The organism is uncultured Ellagibacter sp., assembly GCF_934617235.1.
Lineage (GTDB): Bacteria > Actinomycetota > Coriobacteriia > Coriobacteriales > Eggerthellaceae > Ellagibacter.
This window is the reverse complement of the sequence record NZ_CAKTTZ010000028.1, coordinates 19,740-33,913: the sequence shown is the minus strand read 5'-3', so window position 1 is coordinate 33,913 and position 14,174 is coordinate 19,740. Positions and strand designations below refer to the sequence as shown.

16 protein-coding genes are annotated in these 14,174 nt (G+C 51.9%); 10 read left to right on the top strand and 6 right to left on the bottom strand.

Annotated elements, in window-relative coordinates:
- The 5 genes from Q0G85_RS06725 to Q0G85_RS06705 form a co-directional block, all read right to left on the bottom strand.
- Positions 1-1,367: ATP-binding protein (locus Q0G85_RS06725; RefSeq protein ID WP_367116876.1), on the bottom strand; the 1,367-nt coding region annotated here is incomplete at its 3' end.
- Between the two features lie 134 nt (positions 1,368-1,501).
- Entirely contained in the window at positions 1,502-2,023 is a 522-nt protein-coding gene (locus Q0G85_RS06720; RefSeq protein WP_297156005.1) for a hypothetical protein, read from the bottom strand.
- Positions 2,016-3,143, bottom strand: coding sequence for a DNA replication/repair protein RecF (locus tag Q0G85_RS06715; RefSeq protein WP_297156003.1), 1,128 nt, complete (start codon positions 3,141-3,143; stop codon positions 2,016-2,018). The genes Q0G85_RS06720 and Q0G85_RS06715 overlap by 8 nt, the downstream gene beginning before the upstream one ends.
- Positions 3,140-4,240 (bottom strand): DNA polymerase III subunit beta, encoded by a 1,101-nt coding sequence (gene dnaN / locus Q0G85_RS06710; protein WP_297156001.1) that lies wholly within the window; start codon positions 4,238-4,240, stop codon positions 3,140-3,142. Before dnaN ends, Q0G85_RS06715 begins: the two co-directional genes overlap by 4 nt.
- Positions 4,241-4,306: 66 nt before the next feature.
- The gene (locus Q0G85_RS06705) at positions 4,307-4,435 is read right to left on the bottom strand and encodes a hypothetical protein (protein WP_297156000.1); all 129 of its coding nucleotides are present in this window, start codon (positions 4,433-4,435) and stop codon (positions 4,307-4,309) included.
- Between the two features lie 581 nt (positions 4,436-5,016).
- Between Q0G85_RS06705 and Q0G85_RS06700 the strand changes: the two genes are divergently transcribed.
- The 10 genes from Q0G85_RS06700 (at position 5,017) to Q0G85_RS06655 (ending at position 13,311) form a co-directional block, all read left to right on the top strand.
- Positions 5,017-6,021, top strand: a complete 1,005-nt coding sequence (locus tag Q0G85_RS06700; RefSeq protein ID WP_297155997.1) for an ATP-binding protein — start codon at positions 5,017-5,019, stop codon at positions 6,019-6,021.
- 105 nt (positions 6,022-6,126) lie between these two features.
- Positions 6,127-7,845: a chromosomal replication initiator protein DnaA gene (dnaA, locus tag Q0G85_RS06695; protein ID WP_297155995.1), complete on the top strand. Its 1,719-nt coding sequence runs from the start codon at positions 6,127-6,129 to the stop codon at positions 7,843-7,845.
- Positions 7,846-8,377: 532 nt separating this feature from the next.
- The gene (gene rpmH / locus Q0G85_RS06690) at positions 8,378-8,512 is read left to right on the top strand and encodes a 50S ribosomal protein L34 (protein WP_158049978.1); all 135 of its coding nucleotides are present in this window, start codon (positions 8,378-8,380) and stop codon (positions 8,510-8,512) included.
- 12 nt (positions 8,513-8,524) lie between these two features.
- Positions 8,525-8,878, top strand: a complete 354-nt coding sequence (gene rnpA, locus Q0G85_RS06685) for a ribonuclease P protein component (RefSeq protein WP_297155993.1) — start codon at positions 8,525-8,527, stop codon at positions 8,876-8,878.
- A gap of 11 nt (positions 8,879-8,889) precedes the next feature.
- On the top strand, positions 8,890-9,123 hold the full coding sequence (yidD, locus tag Q0G85_RS06680) for a membrane protein insertion efficiency factor YidD (protein ID WP_297156013.1): 234 nt from the start codon (positions 8,890-8,892) through the stop codon (positions 9,121-9,123).
- Positions 9,124-9,153: 30 nt separating this feature from the next.
- Positions 9,154-9,927 carry a YidC/Oxa1 family membrane protein insertase gene (locus tag Q0G85_RS06675; protein ID WP_297155991.1) on the top strand — a complete coding sequence of 258 codons (774 nt, stop codon included), beginning with the start codon at positions 9,154-9,156 and terminating at the stop codon, positions 9,925-9,927.
- 30 nt (positions 9,928-9,957) lie between these two features.
- Positions 9,958-10,449: a R3H domain-containing nucleic acid-binding protein gene (locus tag Q0G85_RS06670; RefSeq protein ID WP_297155989.1), complete on the top strand. Its 492-nt coding sequence runs from the start codon at positions 9,958-9,960 to the stop codon at positions 10,447-10,449.
- A 65-nt stretch (positions 10,450-10,514) separates the two neighbouring features.
- Positions 10,515-11,159, top strand: a complete 645-nt coding sequence (gene rsmG / locus Q0G85_RS06665) for a 16S rRNA (guanine(527)-N(7))-methyltransferase RsmG (RefSeq protein ID WP_297155987.1) — start codon at positions 10,515-10,517, stop codon at positions 11,157-11,159.
- Between the two features lie 78 nt (positions 11,160-11,237).
- Positions 11,238-12,227, top strand: coding sequence for a ParA family protein (locus Q0G85_RS06660; RefSeq protein WP_367116875.1), 990 nt, complete (start codon positions 11,238-11,240; stop codon positions 12,225-12,227).
- Positions 12,220-13,311, top strand: coding sequence for a ParB/RepB/Spo0J family partition protein (locus Q0G85_RS06655; protein WP_297155985.1), 1,092 nt, complete (start codon positions 12,220-12,222; stop codon positions 13,309-13,311). Before Q0G85_RS06660 ends, Q0G85_RS06655 begins: the two co-directional genes overlap by 8 nt.
- 220 nt (positions 13,312-13,531) lie before the next feature.
- On the opposite strand, the gene Q0G85_RS06650 is transcribed toward Q0G85_RS06655, so the two are convergent.
- On the bottom strand, positions 13,532-14,170 hold the full coding sequence (locus tag Q0G85_RS06650; protein WP_297155983.1) for a hypothetical protein: 639 nt from the start codon (positions 14,168-14,170) through the stop codon (positions 13,532-13,534).
- Positions 14,171-14,174 lie beyond the last annotated feature (4 nt).

Here is a 14,174-nt window from a genome sequence, read left to right as displayed (position 1 = left end):
GTCTTGCGGTCGCGCGCCTGCTTGGCGCTGCCACCTGCGGAATCGCCCTCTACAATGAAGATTTCGGACTCTTCGGCCTTCTTGGAAGAACAGTCGGCAAGCTTGCCCGGCAGCGCGAACGAGTCGAGCACATTCTTGCGGCGCGTCATTTCGCGTGCCTTTCGCGCGGCCTCGCGCGCCTTCAACGCCTGCGTCGCTTTGCTGATGATCTTCTTGGCGGGAGTGGGATTCTCCTCAAGGTATTCCGCAAGACCCTGCGTCACAGCGTTCTGCACGAGCGGACGGATCTCGGTGTTGCCGAGCTTCGTCTTCGTCTGACCCTCGAATTGCGGATCGTGCAGCTTCACGGAAATGATCGCAGCCAAACCTTCACGCGTGTCATCGCCCGAAAGGTTGGAATCCTTTTCCTTCAGAATGCCCTTGCTACGTGCGTAATCATTAATTGTACGCGTGACGGCCTGCTTGAAGCCGTCGAGGTGCGTGCCGCCCTCGTGCGTGTTGATGTTGTTGGCGAAGGCCATAACGGAATTCGTCGAGTAGGACGTCGACCATTGCATGGCAACTTCCACCGTGCCATCTGCGTTTTCAGCAGAAAAGTAAACGGGGGTGTTGAGCGTTTCTTTACCCTGATTCAAGTATTTAACGAAGTCGACGATGCCGCCCGCGTACTGGAAGACCTCCGAACGCGGCTCGGGCGCCTTATCCGAAAGGATCGAACCCGGGTTTGCACGCTCGTCGTGCATCGTAATCTTAAGGCCCTTGTTAAGAAATGCCATCTCGCGAAAACGCGCAGCGAGGGTGTCGTAGTCATAGATGGTGGTCTCCGCGAAAATCTCGGGGTCAGGCCAGAAGGTGACCTTCGTCCCCGTGTTCGTCGCCGCTCCCACTTCGTGAAGCTTCGTCTTCGTGTGGCCGTGGTCGAAATCGATTTCATATTCCTTGCCGTCGCGCTTTACATTGACCTCGACGCGCGAGGAAAGCGCATTGACAACGGATACGCCGACGCCATGCAAGCCACCCGAAACCTTATATCCTTCGCCACCGAACTTGCCGCCAGCATGGAGAATCGTCAAAACAACTTCAACCGTCGGGATCTTTTCTTTCGGGTGCAGATCCACTGGAATGCCGCGGCCATTATCGGTTACCGTAATCGAGTTGTCGGGATGAATCCACACCTCGATGGCATCGCAGTAACCCGCAAGCGCTTCGTCAACGGCGTTGTCGACAACTTCGTATACCAGATGATGCAGGCCGCGCGGACCCGTAGAGCCAATATACATACCGGGACGCTTGCGTACCGCTTCGAGACCTTCGAGGACTTGAATGTCAGAACCATCGTAGTGATCGGGTTTATTAGCCACTGACATGCTCCTTTTTCGGTACGTTTGGAAGATGCTTCGCGCATTACGCGAACTGACCTATTGTACCATAGAAGGAGAAAACGAACTGTTTAAGGGGTCTCTAAGGCCTTCTAACGCATGATTCTGCACTTTTTCGCCATTTATGACCTTTCGCTCTTCTTCCATTCCCTGTCGGTTACCATCGCCTTTTCTAGGGCGCGTCGGACTGCCTCGTCCTCAACAGAGGAAACTGTCTGCTCAACTTCGGACAATTCCGCAGGTGAAAGTGGTACTACGCGCGAGGTCACTTCTTTCCTCCCACATTCCTCCCTATAGGGATGACGCTTGCGCATGTCGAAGCGAGAAGGATACGTCTTGAATTCGTCGATGCGCTCGCCGAAGCGCTCGTGCAGCCTGAGAATAATCAGATGCTGTCGGCAATGAACGTCGGAACGGAAATTCCCATCGTCCATATACACATAGAGAGACCGAATGCCCTCCTCTTCTTTTATGTAGACGGCATTCACATGCTCAAGAACGTAGGGCGCGTTCTCCTTGTACACATACTCGATCGCATCTTTCCACATCGTGCGTACTTCGGCGGCGCGGCGCGCGATGAGCGTCTTCTCGTCGGTTGGCAGCGACCCCATGAGTCGGGCCATTTCTTTTCCGATGTTAGCCACGCGAAGCCTCCTTTTCTCCGAGCCTCACCACACGGGCATTCTTTAGAAGCGCATCGTCGAAATAGGCAAGGTTCGCCGTGGTTATGAATGTTTGCATATCGCCCGAGATAAATTCCACCAGCGCGTGACGCCGATGCTCGTCGAGTTCACTCATCACGTCATCGAGAAGCAACACTGGCTTTTGATTGAGCATGTCATCGATAATCGACGCCTCGGCGAGCTTGCACGCAAGGACAATCGAGCGCTGCTGCCCTTGGCTCCCGTAAAGGCTCGCATTCTTCCCCTCGATGTAGAAGTAAACCTCATCGGCGTGGGGTCCCACAACACTCTTCTTGCGTGCTAGCTCTTCCCCGCGACGCACTTCGAGGGCGCGAGCCAGCTCGTTGCGCGCCTCATCGCGTGTGAAGGAGGGAATCTCGCGTGATGTTTCACGTGAAACAGACGTCATCCACGAGGGAATATACACTGCCTCCAACTTCTCTCCTCGCGCGATATCGGCATAACGGCGGGAAATCTCCAAGGCCAGTTTCGCGAAGAGCGCCGCACGATAGCAGGAAAGCTGAGCGCCGCATGTCAAAAGCGTCTCGTTGATGCTGTCAATGAGCGCCGCCGGCGCCTCTTCTTTGAGCAGCCTATTCTTGTAGCGAATTACCTTCTCATAATCCTTCTTGATAAGGTAGTGATTCGGCGATAACTGCGAGCCTAACGTATCGAGGGCAGCCCTTCGTATGCTCATCGAACCCTTGACCAGCTCCAGATCGTCTGGCGTAAACGACACGGAAGGAACAAGCCCCTTCAAATCGGAGGGCCGCTTTGCCTTGCCGTTCAACGTGTACTTCCTCTTATGGCTCTCAAGCAGCATCACGATATCGAGAAGCCGATCCCCATCGGTCACGCGCGCATCAGTGCGGGCGAAGTTCTCCCCGTGCTTGATCACCTGATCGATTACCGGGTGTCTGAAGGAAGTAAGGGCGGTCATGAGCTGGATGCCCTCCACAATGTTCGTTTTCCCAACCGCATTCGGTCCTACGAACAAGGTGAGCGCCCCGATGTCGTTCAACTCGAAGCGCTCGTAATTGCGAAAGTTGGTGAAACCTATGTGCTCAATAAAAAGCGTCACGAGATGCGCACCGGCATGACGAGATACAGGAAGTTTTCCGGGGCCTGGGCCTTGAAGATGCCAGGCTCGCGCGAGGTCCCCACCTCCAGGAATACCGAATCGCCTGAAATCGAAGAGAGGCCGTCAAGCACATAGGCAAAGTTAAATGCGATTTCCGCGTCGTCGCCCTCGATTTCACAGGAAAGCGTCTCCTGGGCAGAACCGACATCCTGCGAAGCAGCGGACAGCTGGACTGTTTGCGATGCAGCATTCAAATCGAACTTAATCGGCGTCGAAGACGAGCCGAGAAGAGAGGTTCTCTTCACAGCGGCAACGAGATGGCTGACGTCTATCTTCGCACGCGTGCCGTGCTTTCCTGAAAGCAGCTGCTTATAGTTGGGGAAATTCCCCTCAATGCGGCGATTGATGAATACGGTATCCTCGCAGCTCACGAGAATCTGGTTTTCAGCGAGCGCGATTTGAACGTTGGATTCCGTTTTCGGCAGGGAGGCGATATCCTGCAGAAACGATCCGGATATGACCGCTTCAAACTCATCGGCAGCGGAATTGGGAAGCTCGACCTCAGCCAAAGCCAATCGATACGAGTCGGTCGCAACCATCTTGAATCGATTGTCTTCAAGCGTTACCAAGGCGCCCGTCAGAATCGCGCGGCTTTCATCCTTCGACACCGCGCGCGCAACCTTTTTCACCATAGCGGCGAACTGCGTGAAGGGAACATCTATGCGCTGAGACACATCGACGTGGGGGAACCCTGGGAAATCCTCGTAGTTGAGCGCCTTGATGGAAAATGAGGAACTATCGCAGGTGATGAGCGCATTTTCCTCGTCAGCGTCGACGTGAACCGCAGCATCGGGCAAATTCTTCACGATATCGGAGAACAGTTTACCAGGAACAACGGCCTTGCCTTCCTCTTCCACGAGCGCAGCTGCGGAATACTGGATAGACAGCTCGAGATCAGTCGCCTGGAGAACGAGCGAGTCGCCCGTTGCCTCAAGGAGAATGCCAGAAAGTACAGGAAGCGTCGAGCGTGTGGAAACACCTTTGATAACGATCGCAAGAGCATTTTGCAATTCACTTTTACTGATGCTGAACTTCAAGGGAACCTTCTCTCTTTCATTTCTTCTGCGCGTCATTATACAGGCTCGAAGGGATGTGGATTATCTTTAAGGGAAAGCACCTGAAAATTCAGAGCACCCTTCTTTCAAAGTGATTTTCAGCGCGATGAAAGCTGAAAAAACAAGCTTTCCCACCCTCCCTTTATCCACAATTCCTTCTTTTTCTCGTTTTTCCACCGTTCGCGCCTTCCATCGTTGTGGAAAATGTTGAAAACCGTGCATTTACGTATAAACGCTGGTGGAAAAGCTTGTGTTTACCTTGTTTTTATATAGGTTGCTATGTATTTATTCTTTATGATTGCGACCTGGGCTTATATAGAATGAAAGCCTGTTTGAACTGGGATTTCGCTCAACATATCCCACGATGTAGACTCACCAGATTCTCCCCATTAACCAATAGAAAATCACTCACCTGGGCTTTTAATTTTACGTACGCCTTTCATCAGGCAAAACCGATTTTTCTCACCTGTCAATGAAAATTTTAACAATCCGCTTTTTCCGTTTTCTCTTTTCCACCGTGCTTTTTCATCGTTTTCAACTTTTACTGAAGGAATTGTTGAAAACTATGAAAGCACCTCGTAGATTTCCACAATTCTTTTAACCGAAAGTGAATTTCTTTCTTTCTCAACCACGAAAAACGCAGGTGGTCTTCTTTCATTGTTGAAAAACAGCTACAATTCAACTGAATAAAACTGAAAACGCTGAATAAATGGAACACGGTTTTGAACGAAACAAACAACACACCACATGACGAGCCAATGTCTCAGCCTCAAGCCGAGGCGTCCTACGACTACGATTTCGTGTCCTCAGTTGCACGCATCGCGCTCTATGACGACCTGCGCAGCGCGCCACGGGTAACCGAAATCATGCCAGCACCGACACCCGACTATATCGAAGCGCTCGCCTCGACCATCTACGGCCAGGCAAAGCAAGCGGGCGGGGCTATTCCCTATACCGTCGTGCGCGAAGTGTCGGAAAATTTCATCCACGCACGGTTCACCGAGATTATCGTTTCCATCCTCGACGGGGGAAACACCATCCGATTCGCCGATCAGGGGCCTGGTATCAGCGACAAGCAAAAAGCCCAACTACCTGGCTTTTCATCGGCAGTCGAACCGATGAAGGGGTACATCCGCGGCGTAGGGTCGGGGCTTCCCATCGTTTGCGATTACCTGGATTTCACCCATGGCTCAATTTCAATTGATGACAACATCGGCCAGGGGACCGTTGTCACCATCAGCCTGAACGCCGACAACGAGCGCGGGGAAGAGGAAACCCCGGAAGCCAGGGAAATCCCCGCAGGCAAGTATGCTCCTTGGGAGGAAAGCTTCGTTTCGGAGCGGGTTGAGCCTGCCGCCATGCAACCCATGGCACAACCGATGACACAATATCTTCCACAACAGGGGTATGCTCCCCAAGTTATGCCAGCCTATACAACCATGCCGGCGCAGCCATACCTTCAACAAGTAACGCCCCAGGTCATTCAGCCGGTTATGCCAGCCTATCAGCAGCCATACGTTCAGACTCAGCCGCGAGCTTATCCCACGCCTTCACTCAATGCGCGGGAAAAGGCGTTCCTCACCGCTTTGCTCGCTGAAGGGGCACTGGGCGTGACCGACCTCGTCCGGCTTACGAACACACCTCAGGCGACCGTTTACACCACGCTCAAGAAACTGCAGGAAGAAGGTCTCATCGAGATGGTTCCCGGCCAAAAGAAGCGCACTCTTACCGCATTCGGTATGGAAGTTGCCGAAACGATGTAGCTTGATCTTCGCCTGAATTTCCTTCGTGCGCCGTGCGTGAAGCAACAACGCGCGGCGCTTTTTGTATACAATTGCAAATACTTCGGATAGCCTCGGGAGACTTATATGGACAGCTCTGAACTCAATCGTAATTGGAATAGTGTCTGCGAACAGGTGAAGACGTACAGCAACGTCGACGCATCGCAGGTCAACGCCTTTTTCTCGCGCCTTGTTCCCCAGGCGATGAGCGAGGGATTCCTCATCCTTACCGCGGACAACGATTTCATCAAATCGTGGGTGGAGCAACACTACCTCGACGTTATCAAACAGGCGCTGAATGATTTGTTCCAGGTGCCCTTCAACGTCATTATTGCCGTCGATGAAGCCGCCGGGGCTGCACAGCCGAAACCCACGGCCGCCCCGGTTCCCCAAACACCGGCCGCGACGGCGCACACGCCCGCCGCGACGTTTCAGGTGCCTACCCCCGAGCTCCAAACGTCTCCCCAAGCGTTTCAAGCGCCCGCATCCTCACCTCAAAAAAACGCAGGGGGCACCTACACCATCCCCAACAATCCCATGCCCTCTTCACTCGATTTCAGCATTTCAGCAGCTCATGAGGCTGTAATGCGCAATGCCGCCGGTTCTTTCCCGAAAAGCGAGAGTCAAAACGCCTCCTCTATCCAGTCGGGACAAGATTCCCCCCAACCCTTCGACGAGGGCTTTGCGCACTCTCCCGACTTCGATTACCGGGGGGAAGAGGAGAAAGCTTCGGCTCCCCATAAACGTGCGGATGGACCCGCTTCCCTGACATTCGAGAATTTCGTCATCGGCGATTCCAACCGAATGGCCTATTCCATGGCGGTCGATGTTGCCGAAACACCTGGCAAGATGCACCTCAACCCGCTTTTCATCTACGGCAAGAGCGGATTGGGGAAAACGCATCTTTTGCGAGCGATTCAAAACTACATCAACGAAACCCGCCCGCAGCTCAAGGTAACCTACGTCGATTCCGCAGAGCTTCTTTCGGACTACATGGAAGCCTCGGTGGCACACGACAAGGAAAAGGCGAGCTATCGCAACTTCAAGCAGCGCTACGAGGAATCCGATGTGCTGCTCATCGACGACGTTCAGTACTTTCAGGGCAAGAAGCAAACGCTCGACATCGTGTTCCAGATCTTCAACAAGATGACTGACCAGGGAAAGCAGGTCGTTCTCTCCGCAGACCGCGCGCCGAAGAACATCGATATCGACGAGCGCTATATCACCCGCTTTAATTCCGGCGGAACCTTCGATATCCAGCCTCCTGAAATCGAGACGAAGCTCGGCATCGTGAAAAGCTTCATCGAAGAGTATCGGGAAAGCGAGGGCGACCCATCGTTTTCCATCTCTAACGACATCCAGATGTATATCGCGGAGAATTCGGGATCGAACATCCGCGAGCTGAAGAGCGCGGTCACCAAGATCATCTATCAGATGGCCTTCACCCACAACTCTGATTTGACGCTCGATGATGTACGGGGCGTGCTGGAGAGCCATTTTTCGGGCGGTCCTACCAAAAGACTTGCCGTGGCCGACATCCAACGCGAGGTCGAGAACTACTATAAGATCAGCCACAGCGATATGGTGGGCAAGAAGAGGCCGCGCCACATCACCTATGCAAGAAAAATTGCGATGTACCTCTGCCGTCAGATGCTTGATCTTCCCTTCAACGATATTGGCAAGAAATTCAATCGCGACCACACAACCGTTCTGTACTCCGTGAGCGATGTCGAGAAGCAGCTTAAGGAAAGTCGCGATATGAACGAGGAAATCGAAGCGTTGAAGATGATCATCCGCGACCTGTAGACAAGACCTCATTTTCAACATTTTCCATTAATACCTGGTCATTCCCCCTTTTCTCAAGTTAAAAGAAGGGGGAATGAATGATGAATCGCACAGAAAATGAGAGCAGCCGCGTCGTTTAAGTCTTTATTGGGCGCTCCAGAAAAACGTCTCATGCTTGATAAGTTGCTCATTAGCAGGGAACAATCGGTAGAAAACCCTTCAATCGCAGTGGAGTGATAACGAAAGCGATAATTAGCAGTGGAAGTGCTTACACGATATATACCGCGAAATTCGAAATAAAAACCTCCATCTACCAGGGCTCTTCGTGCTTCTCAACCAATCCCCCGCGCTTATTATCATTACAAAGAGAAACGTATATATAAAAGAAAAGAGCTCAGAATAATAAGGGCTCAATACCTTTCGCCCGCGGGAAAGACCAGCTCGATATGAAATCTTTCTAAAATGACCTATTCGAAGGTTACTTCTGTGTTATATAATTCAGAAGTTACTCTACATCCATTTTGAATAGTCAGATCATGAAAGGGATAGAGATATGAAACGTACGTATCAGCCGAATAAGCGCAAGCGCGCTAAGTGCCACGGCTTCCGTTCTCGTATGGCAACCAAGGGCGGCCGTGCCGTGCTCAAGGCTCGTCGCAACAAGGGACGTAAGCGTCTCTGCGTGTAGCGAGGCTTTTCGTTGGATATCATTAAATCCAGCGCAGAGATCTCCGAGATGTTCTCGCAAGGAAAGCGTTTAAGCACCCCTTTCCTCACGATGATTTACACTTCGGGGAAAACAGAGGGGGCAGTGCAACACGACCTTAGGGGTCGTGTTGCTTTTATTGCAGGAAAAAAGAACGGTAATGCGGTGTGGAGGAATTCGGCGAAGCGCCGGATGCGCGCTATTTGCCGCGACCTGCAAGGCCCTTGGGCGGGCTACGATGTGATATTTCTTGCGAAGTCGTCCGTCACCCGCGCTTCTTATAGTAAAGTGCTATCCGCATGCGCCAAGGTAGTCGAGCGATCAGAATTGGTCATCAAAGGGGATTAACTATGGTCGATATGCGCAGTACCGTGAAAGGAATACCGGTAAAGATCGCCACATTCCTTATCATGTTTTATCGTGCTGCCATTTCGCCTCTTTTCCCTCCTTGCTGTCGATTCACTCCGACTTGCTCCGAGTACGCCCTCATAGCGTTTCGACGCTATGGTTTCAGGAAGGGGTTCGTACTCACTGCTAAGCGCATCTTGAGGTGTCGTCCGGGAGGACCTTACGGCTACGATCCCGTTCCGTAGGGTTCCCTTTGGTATACAGAAGGGAATAACATGTGGGAAGTCATTAAGGACTGGGTATTCGACATTATCCAGTTCTTCTACAATGGCGTGGGCGACTGGGGTATGGCGATTATCATCATCACCATCATTTTCCGCGTCATCGTTGCACCGCTCGTGCATAAGTCGACGACTGCTAACTTCGCCATGCAGAAGGTTCAGCCGCTGCTTCAGGAGATTCAGACGAAATTTGCTGATGATCCGGTACGCCAGCGTGAAGAAATGCAGCGACTCTACGCGGAAACCAAGTTCAACCCGCTTGCCGGTTGCCTCCCGATGCTCATCCAGATGCCTGTCTTCATCGCGCTGTATCAGGTACTCTACAGCATGGCCGAGCGCATGCCCGAGGGTATGACGTATCAGTTCTATCATCTTGTCCCGGACTTGACGAAGAACCCCGCAACGGCGATGGGCGAAGGTTTCCTAACCTTCATTCCTTATCTCATCCTGATGCTGGTCTTCGCGTTCGTGACCTTTGCTCCTATGCTTCTCCAACAGAAGAACAGCAAGGATCAGAACCAGAAACGCCAGATGCTCATGATGTCGGGCATCATGTCGCTGTTCATGCTTTGGATTTCCTGGTCCGCTCCTGCAGGCGTGCTTTTGTTCTGGGGTGCATCTTCTGTCTTCGCGCTTATCCAACAGCAGCTCACGATGCACTTCTTGAAGAAGAAGGATGCAGAGGAAGAGGCTGTCGTCGAAGTTGCACCGGTAAAGGTTGATGTGACTCGCAAGGTGAAGAAGCCCCGTCCTACCAAGAAGCGCTAGTTTGTTTCACGTGAAACATGAGGAGTAGCTATGAGTGAAGACAAGATCGAAGTCACGGAAGAAGAACTCGACGCTATCGCCGATACCGCTATTGCCGCGTTGCAGGGGATTTTGAAGTACTTCAACGTCGGGGAAGTCACGATTGATGAGTATGAAGGTGATGAGGGTGAGCTTATTCTCGATATCACCGGTGACGATCTTGCGGTTCTGATTGGGCGTCATGGCCGTACGCTCGATGCTCTGCAGTTCGTCATCTCCGCTATTACCGTTCGTTCGATGGGATTCCGTTACCCTGTCATCGTTGACGTCGAAGGGTACAAGAGTCGACAACGCGATAAGATCGAGTCTATTGCCCGCTCGACGGCCAATAAGGCAGCCAGCCAGCATCGTAATGTTAAGATGCGCCCGATGACTCCCTACGAGCGCCGCATTGTCCACATTGCGCTTCGAGATGATGATCGAGTTGATACCGCCTCCGAGGGCGAAGGAAGTGCCCGGCACGTAGTGGTCATTCCCCGTTAAGGTCATTTGGAGCCGGGATGTTTCGAAAAGAAGCATCCCGGCTTTTTTTATTGTAAGGAGCAAAGATGGATGTCATCGAACGTTATCTCGATGAGGTGCTTGTAGCGAATGAGACAACGAATCTGACTCGTATCGTATCTCGTGAAAGTGCGGAAATCCTGCATATCGAGGATTCGCTTTCGGGGATGAAGTATATGGATGAAGCTCCTGATGGGCCTTATGTTGACTTAGGTACCGGTGGGGGATTTCCCGGAGTGCCCCTTGCGATAAAAACAGGCCGTGAGACCTTGCTTGTCGACTCGGTCAAAAAGAAGACTGCGATTATTCAAGGGATAGTGGATAAACTGGAAATTGAAAATGTATCCACTTATGCTGGTCGTATCGAGGATCTCGGGAGGGAAATGCCCGCGCATTTTGCTGTAGCAACCGCGCGTGCGCTTTCGCAACTTCCTTCTTTGATGGAGCTTGCCGCTCCGCTTCTCGTTGATGGCGGCTTGTTGATATGCTACAAATCTCATCTTTCGGAAGAAGAGAGGGAGCACGCATTCTCCCTTGAGAATAAATTGGGATTGAAGTGTATTCATGAGGATATCTTCACCCTCTCCGATGGAGAGACGACTCGTTGTATGTTCGTGATGAAGAAATTCAAGGATCCAGACGTGAAACTGCCCCGTAAAACGGGTTTGGCCCAAAAGCGTCCCTTGAAATAATCGATTCTCGCAGAATCGTTACGAGATGTTTCACGTGAAACATCTATACTGAACTGAAGTCAAGAAAGGGGGCCATAGGTGGGTTGGTTCGATAGTCTAAAACGAGAAAGAAAAGAAGCTCAGGCTGTCACTGAAAAAGAAGAGCCGATTGTTGAATCGGTTCCTGCCGTGGACAACGAGAAAGAAGCGGTTGAAGAGGAGTATCAGGTAATCGAGAGGGAACCTGCTCCTCAAATTGAAGACCAGTCCCGCACTGTGCCCGTGAAAACCTTTGCTGAGAAGAAGCCGGTGACCCATGTCGTTGGTCAAACCAAGGTTATGGCGATCATTAACCAGAAGGGTGGCGTCGGGAAATCGACGACGGCTATCAATCTCTCCGCAGCGCTGGGGGAGAAGGGGAAGCAGGTTCTCCTTGTCGACCTCGATCCGCAGGGTAACTCTTCAAGTGGCTTAGGGGTCGAGAAGAATAGGGTGTCCCGCTGCATTTACGACGCGCTCCTTAACGACGTTCCGTTGACTGACATTATTATTCCCGATGTGTCGAAGGGGCTTGATATCGTTCCCGCAACGATTAATTTGGCAGGGGCCGAGGTTGAGTTGGTTTCCGAGATGGCTCGTGAGAATCGCCTGAAGGATGCCATCGGGCCCATGCGCGGTCGATACGACTATATTTTCATCGATTGCCCGCCTTCCCTTGGTTTGCTTACGATTAATGCTCTCGTTGCCGCCGATAAGCTGCTGATTCCCATTCAGTGCGAGTTCTACGCTTTGGAAGGTGTGACAAAACTTCTCGATTCGATGAAACGTGTCAAATCGCGCCTGAATCCGTCGCTTGATATCTTTGGCGTGCTTCTTACGATGTCAGACAACCGCACGACGCTTTCGCGCCAGGTATCGGATGAAGTCCGTCGTTATTTCGGAAAAATCGTATTCGAAACCTCTATTCCGCGTACTGTTAAGCTTTCTGAGGCTCCCAGCTTCGGTCAGCCGATCACGCAGTACGATCCAACGGGCAAAGGCGCCCAATCTTACATTGATCTAGCAGAGGAAGTGATTTCCCGTGGCTAAATCCACGAAAGGCGGCTTAGGTCGCGGACTTGATGCTCTTTTGGGCTCATATGAAGACACTGTTAGAGCCGATCCAGCCCCGGCTCCTGCAGCGCGCCCTGCGCAGATCCCCGCCCCTTCCCAACGTCGTATAGAGGAAGAGGAGGTGCTCGAGCGCGAGGAAATCAATGAGACGTATCCCGAGGACAATATCCATATCAAAGGTGTTGTTCAACGGCGCGCAGCAACGCAGTCGCCTGCTCCGGTGATTGAAAAGCCGTTGCAGGAGGTTTCTCAGCGTGTGGTGGAGAAGACCTCAGACGAAGTTCCCATTGATACCGTCTCCCCGAATCCTGATCAGCCTCGTACCCAGTTTAAGAAAGAAGAGCTCCAGGAGCTTTCTTCTTCTATTGAAACTCACGGGCTTCTGCAGCCAATCCTTGTTAGGAAGAAAGGTTCTGAATCGTACGAGATCATCGCTGGCGAGCGACGTTGGCAAGCATGTAAGATGGCGGGGCTCAAGAAGATTCCTATTCGCATTAAGGAAGCGGATGACGACAATTCGCTCGAGCTTGCGCTTATCGAGAATATCCAGCGTTCGAATTTGAATCCCATTGAAGAAGCATATGGCTATCGTCGCCTTATGGAGCGCCGCAACATGACTCAATCCGAAGTTGCGCAGGTTGTATCCAAGGGCCGTTCTACGGTGGCCAACGCTCTTCGCTTGCTCGACCTCCCTGAGCGCGCTCAGCAGCTACTGTTCGAGGAAAAGATTACTGCTGGCCATGCTCGCGCTATCCTGTCGATTCCTTCGAAGGAAGGTCGTGAGAAGCTGACTCAGAAACTTGTCGAGGAAAAGCTGTCGGTTCGGGAAACAGAAGCAATCGCTCGACTGCTTTCGGGGAAGAAGGAGTCAGCAGAGTCGACTCCTCGCACCCCGACGCCTGCTGCGTTCAAATCGGTTGCCAAATCGCTGCGCCGAGCCTTTGGAACTAATGTTCGCGTTAAGACGGTGAAGGGCAAGAATAAAATCGAGATCGAATTCAAGGATGAAGAGGATCTTGAGCGTATCTTTAAAGAAATGACCTCTTCTAACGACATGTAAGGCAATAAAAGGACCTTACATGATAGTGGAGTCGAAATAAGCTTCCTCGTCCCTTAGGTTGGACGAGGGAGCTTTGTTTTTCTTCCTGTATCTAAAATTAGCACTGCTGCAGCCATAGAAAGGGTCGTCGACTTGCGCCGACGACCCTTAATACTCTCTTCTTGTATTTGCTTTCGATTCGGAGAAGTTCCACCTTATACAGACAAGAGTTCGGAATTGGTTACTTCGCTTCCCAAACCTTGAGATTATTGTCGCTGGCAAACTTCTCAACAGTCGTATCCATGCCGGCCTTATGGGCACTGCTGTAGTCCGTGGTGAACTCGACGCCTTCAAGGAAGGATTTGACGGCAGTATCGTCGAGCGTTGTCTCGCACAGCGTAACTTCAGCATATAGACCTTCGGCGATGTCCGTATATAGAACGATGCTCGGTTGCTTGTTCCAAGTGAAGTCAAGCGTCTTCCACGTGTATTTGCCCAGTTTCACATCCTGGCCGGCAGTGTACTTATCCTTTGAAGCGGCTTTGTCGAATTGCTCTTGGGCGGTGCCCTCATCAATTTCGATATCGACAATCTTGTCAGCGTTCTCGATATTGCGGAACTCGACGATGTCCAACGGAGAACTATTACCGTTGGGTCCCGTCAAAGCATAACCTTCGAGCATCTCGCCTTTGAACATGTAGAAGTCGACTGCTTTGTTCTCTTCCTGTGCTGAAGGTTCCGTCTTCTCACTCGACGCAGCACTGGTGTTTGACGCAGCTTTATCGTTCGAAGAGGCTTGGCCGCCGCCGCAGGCAGCAAGCCCGAAGCAGAGAGCGACCGTTGAGGCAGCGATTACGATTGTCTTGGTAATGGATCTCATGAGC

What these genes read in the sequence shown, in the direction of transcription:
- Q0G85_RS06670 (WP_297155989.1), top strand. Translation starts at nt 9,958, where the DNA reads ATGAGTGAAGACAAGATCGAAGTCACGGAAGAAGAACTCGACGCTATC.
- Q0G85_RS06650 (WP_297155983.1), bottom strand. Translation starts at nt 14,170, where the DNA reads ATGAGATCCATTACCAAGACAATCGTAATCGCTGCCTCAACGGTCGCT.
- dnaA (WP_297155995.1), top strand. Translation starts at nt 6,127, where the DNA reads ATGGACAGCTCTGAACTCAATCGTAATTGGAATAGTGTCTGCGAACAG.
- rsmG (WP_297155987.1), top strand. Translation starts at nt 10,515, where the DNA reads ATGGATGTCATCGAACGTTATCTCGATGAGGTGCTTGTAGCGAATGAG.
- Q0G85_RS06675 (WP_297155991.1), top strand. Translation starts at nt 9,154, where the DNA reads ATGTGGGAAGTCATTAAGGACTGGGTATTCGACATTATCCAGTTCTTC.
- Q0G85_RS06700 (WP_297155997.1), top strand. Translation starts at nt 5,017, where the DNA reads ATGTCTCAGCCTCAAGCCGAGGCGTCCTACGACTACGATTTCGTGTCC.
- yidD (WP_297156013.1), top strand. Translation starts at nt 8,890, where the DNA reads ATGCGCAGTACCGTGAAAGGAATACCGGTAAAGATCGCCACATTCCTT.
- rpmH (WP_158049978.1), top strand. Translation starts at nt 8,378, where the DNA reads ATGAAACGTACGTATCAGCCGAATAAGCGCAAGCGCGCTAAGTGCCAC.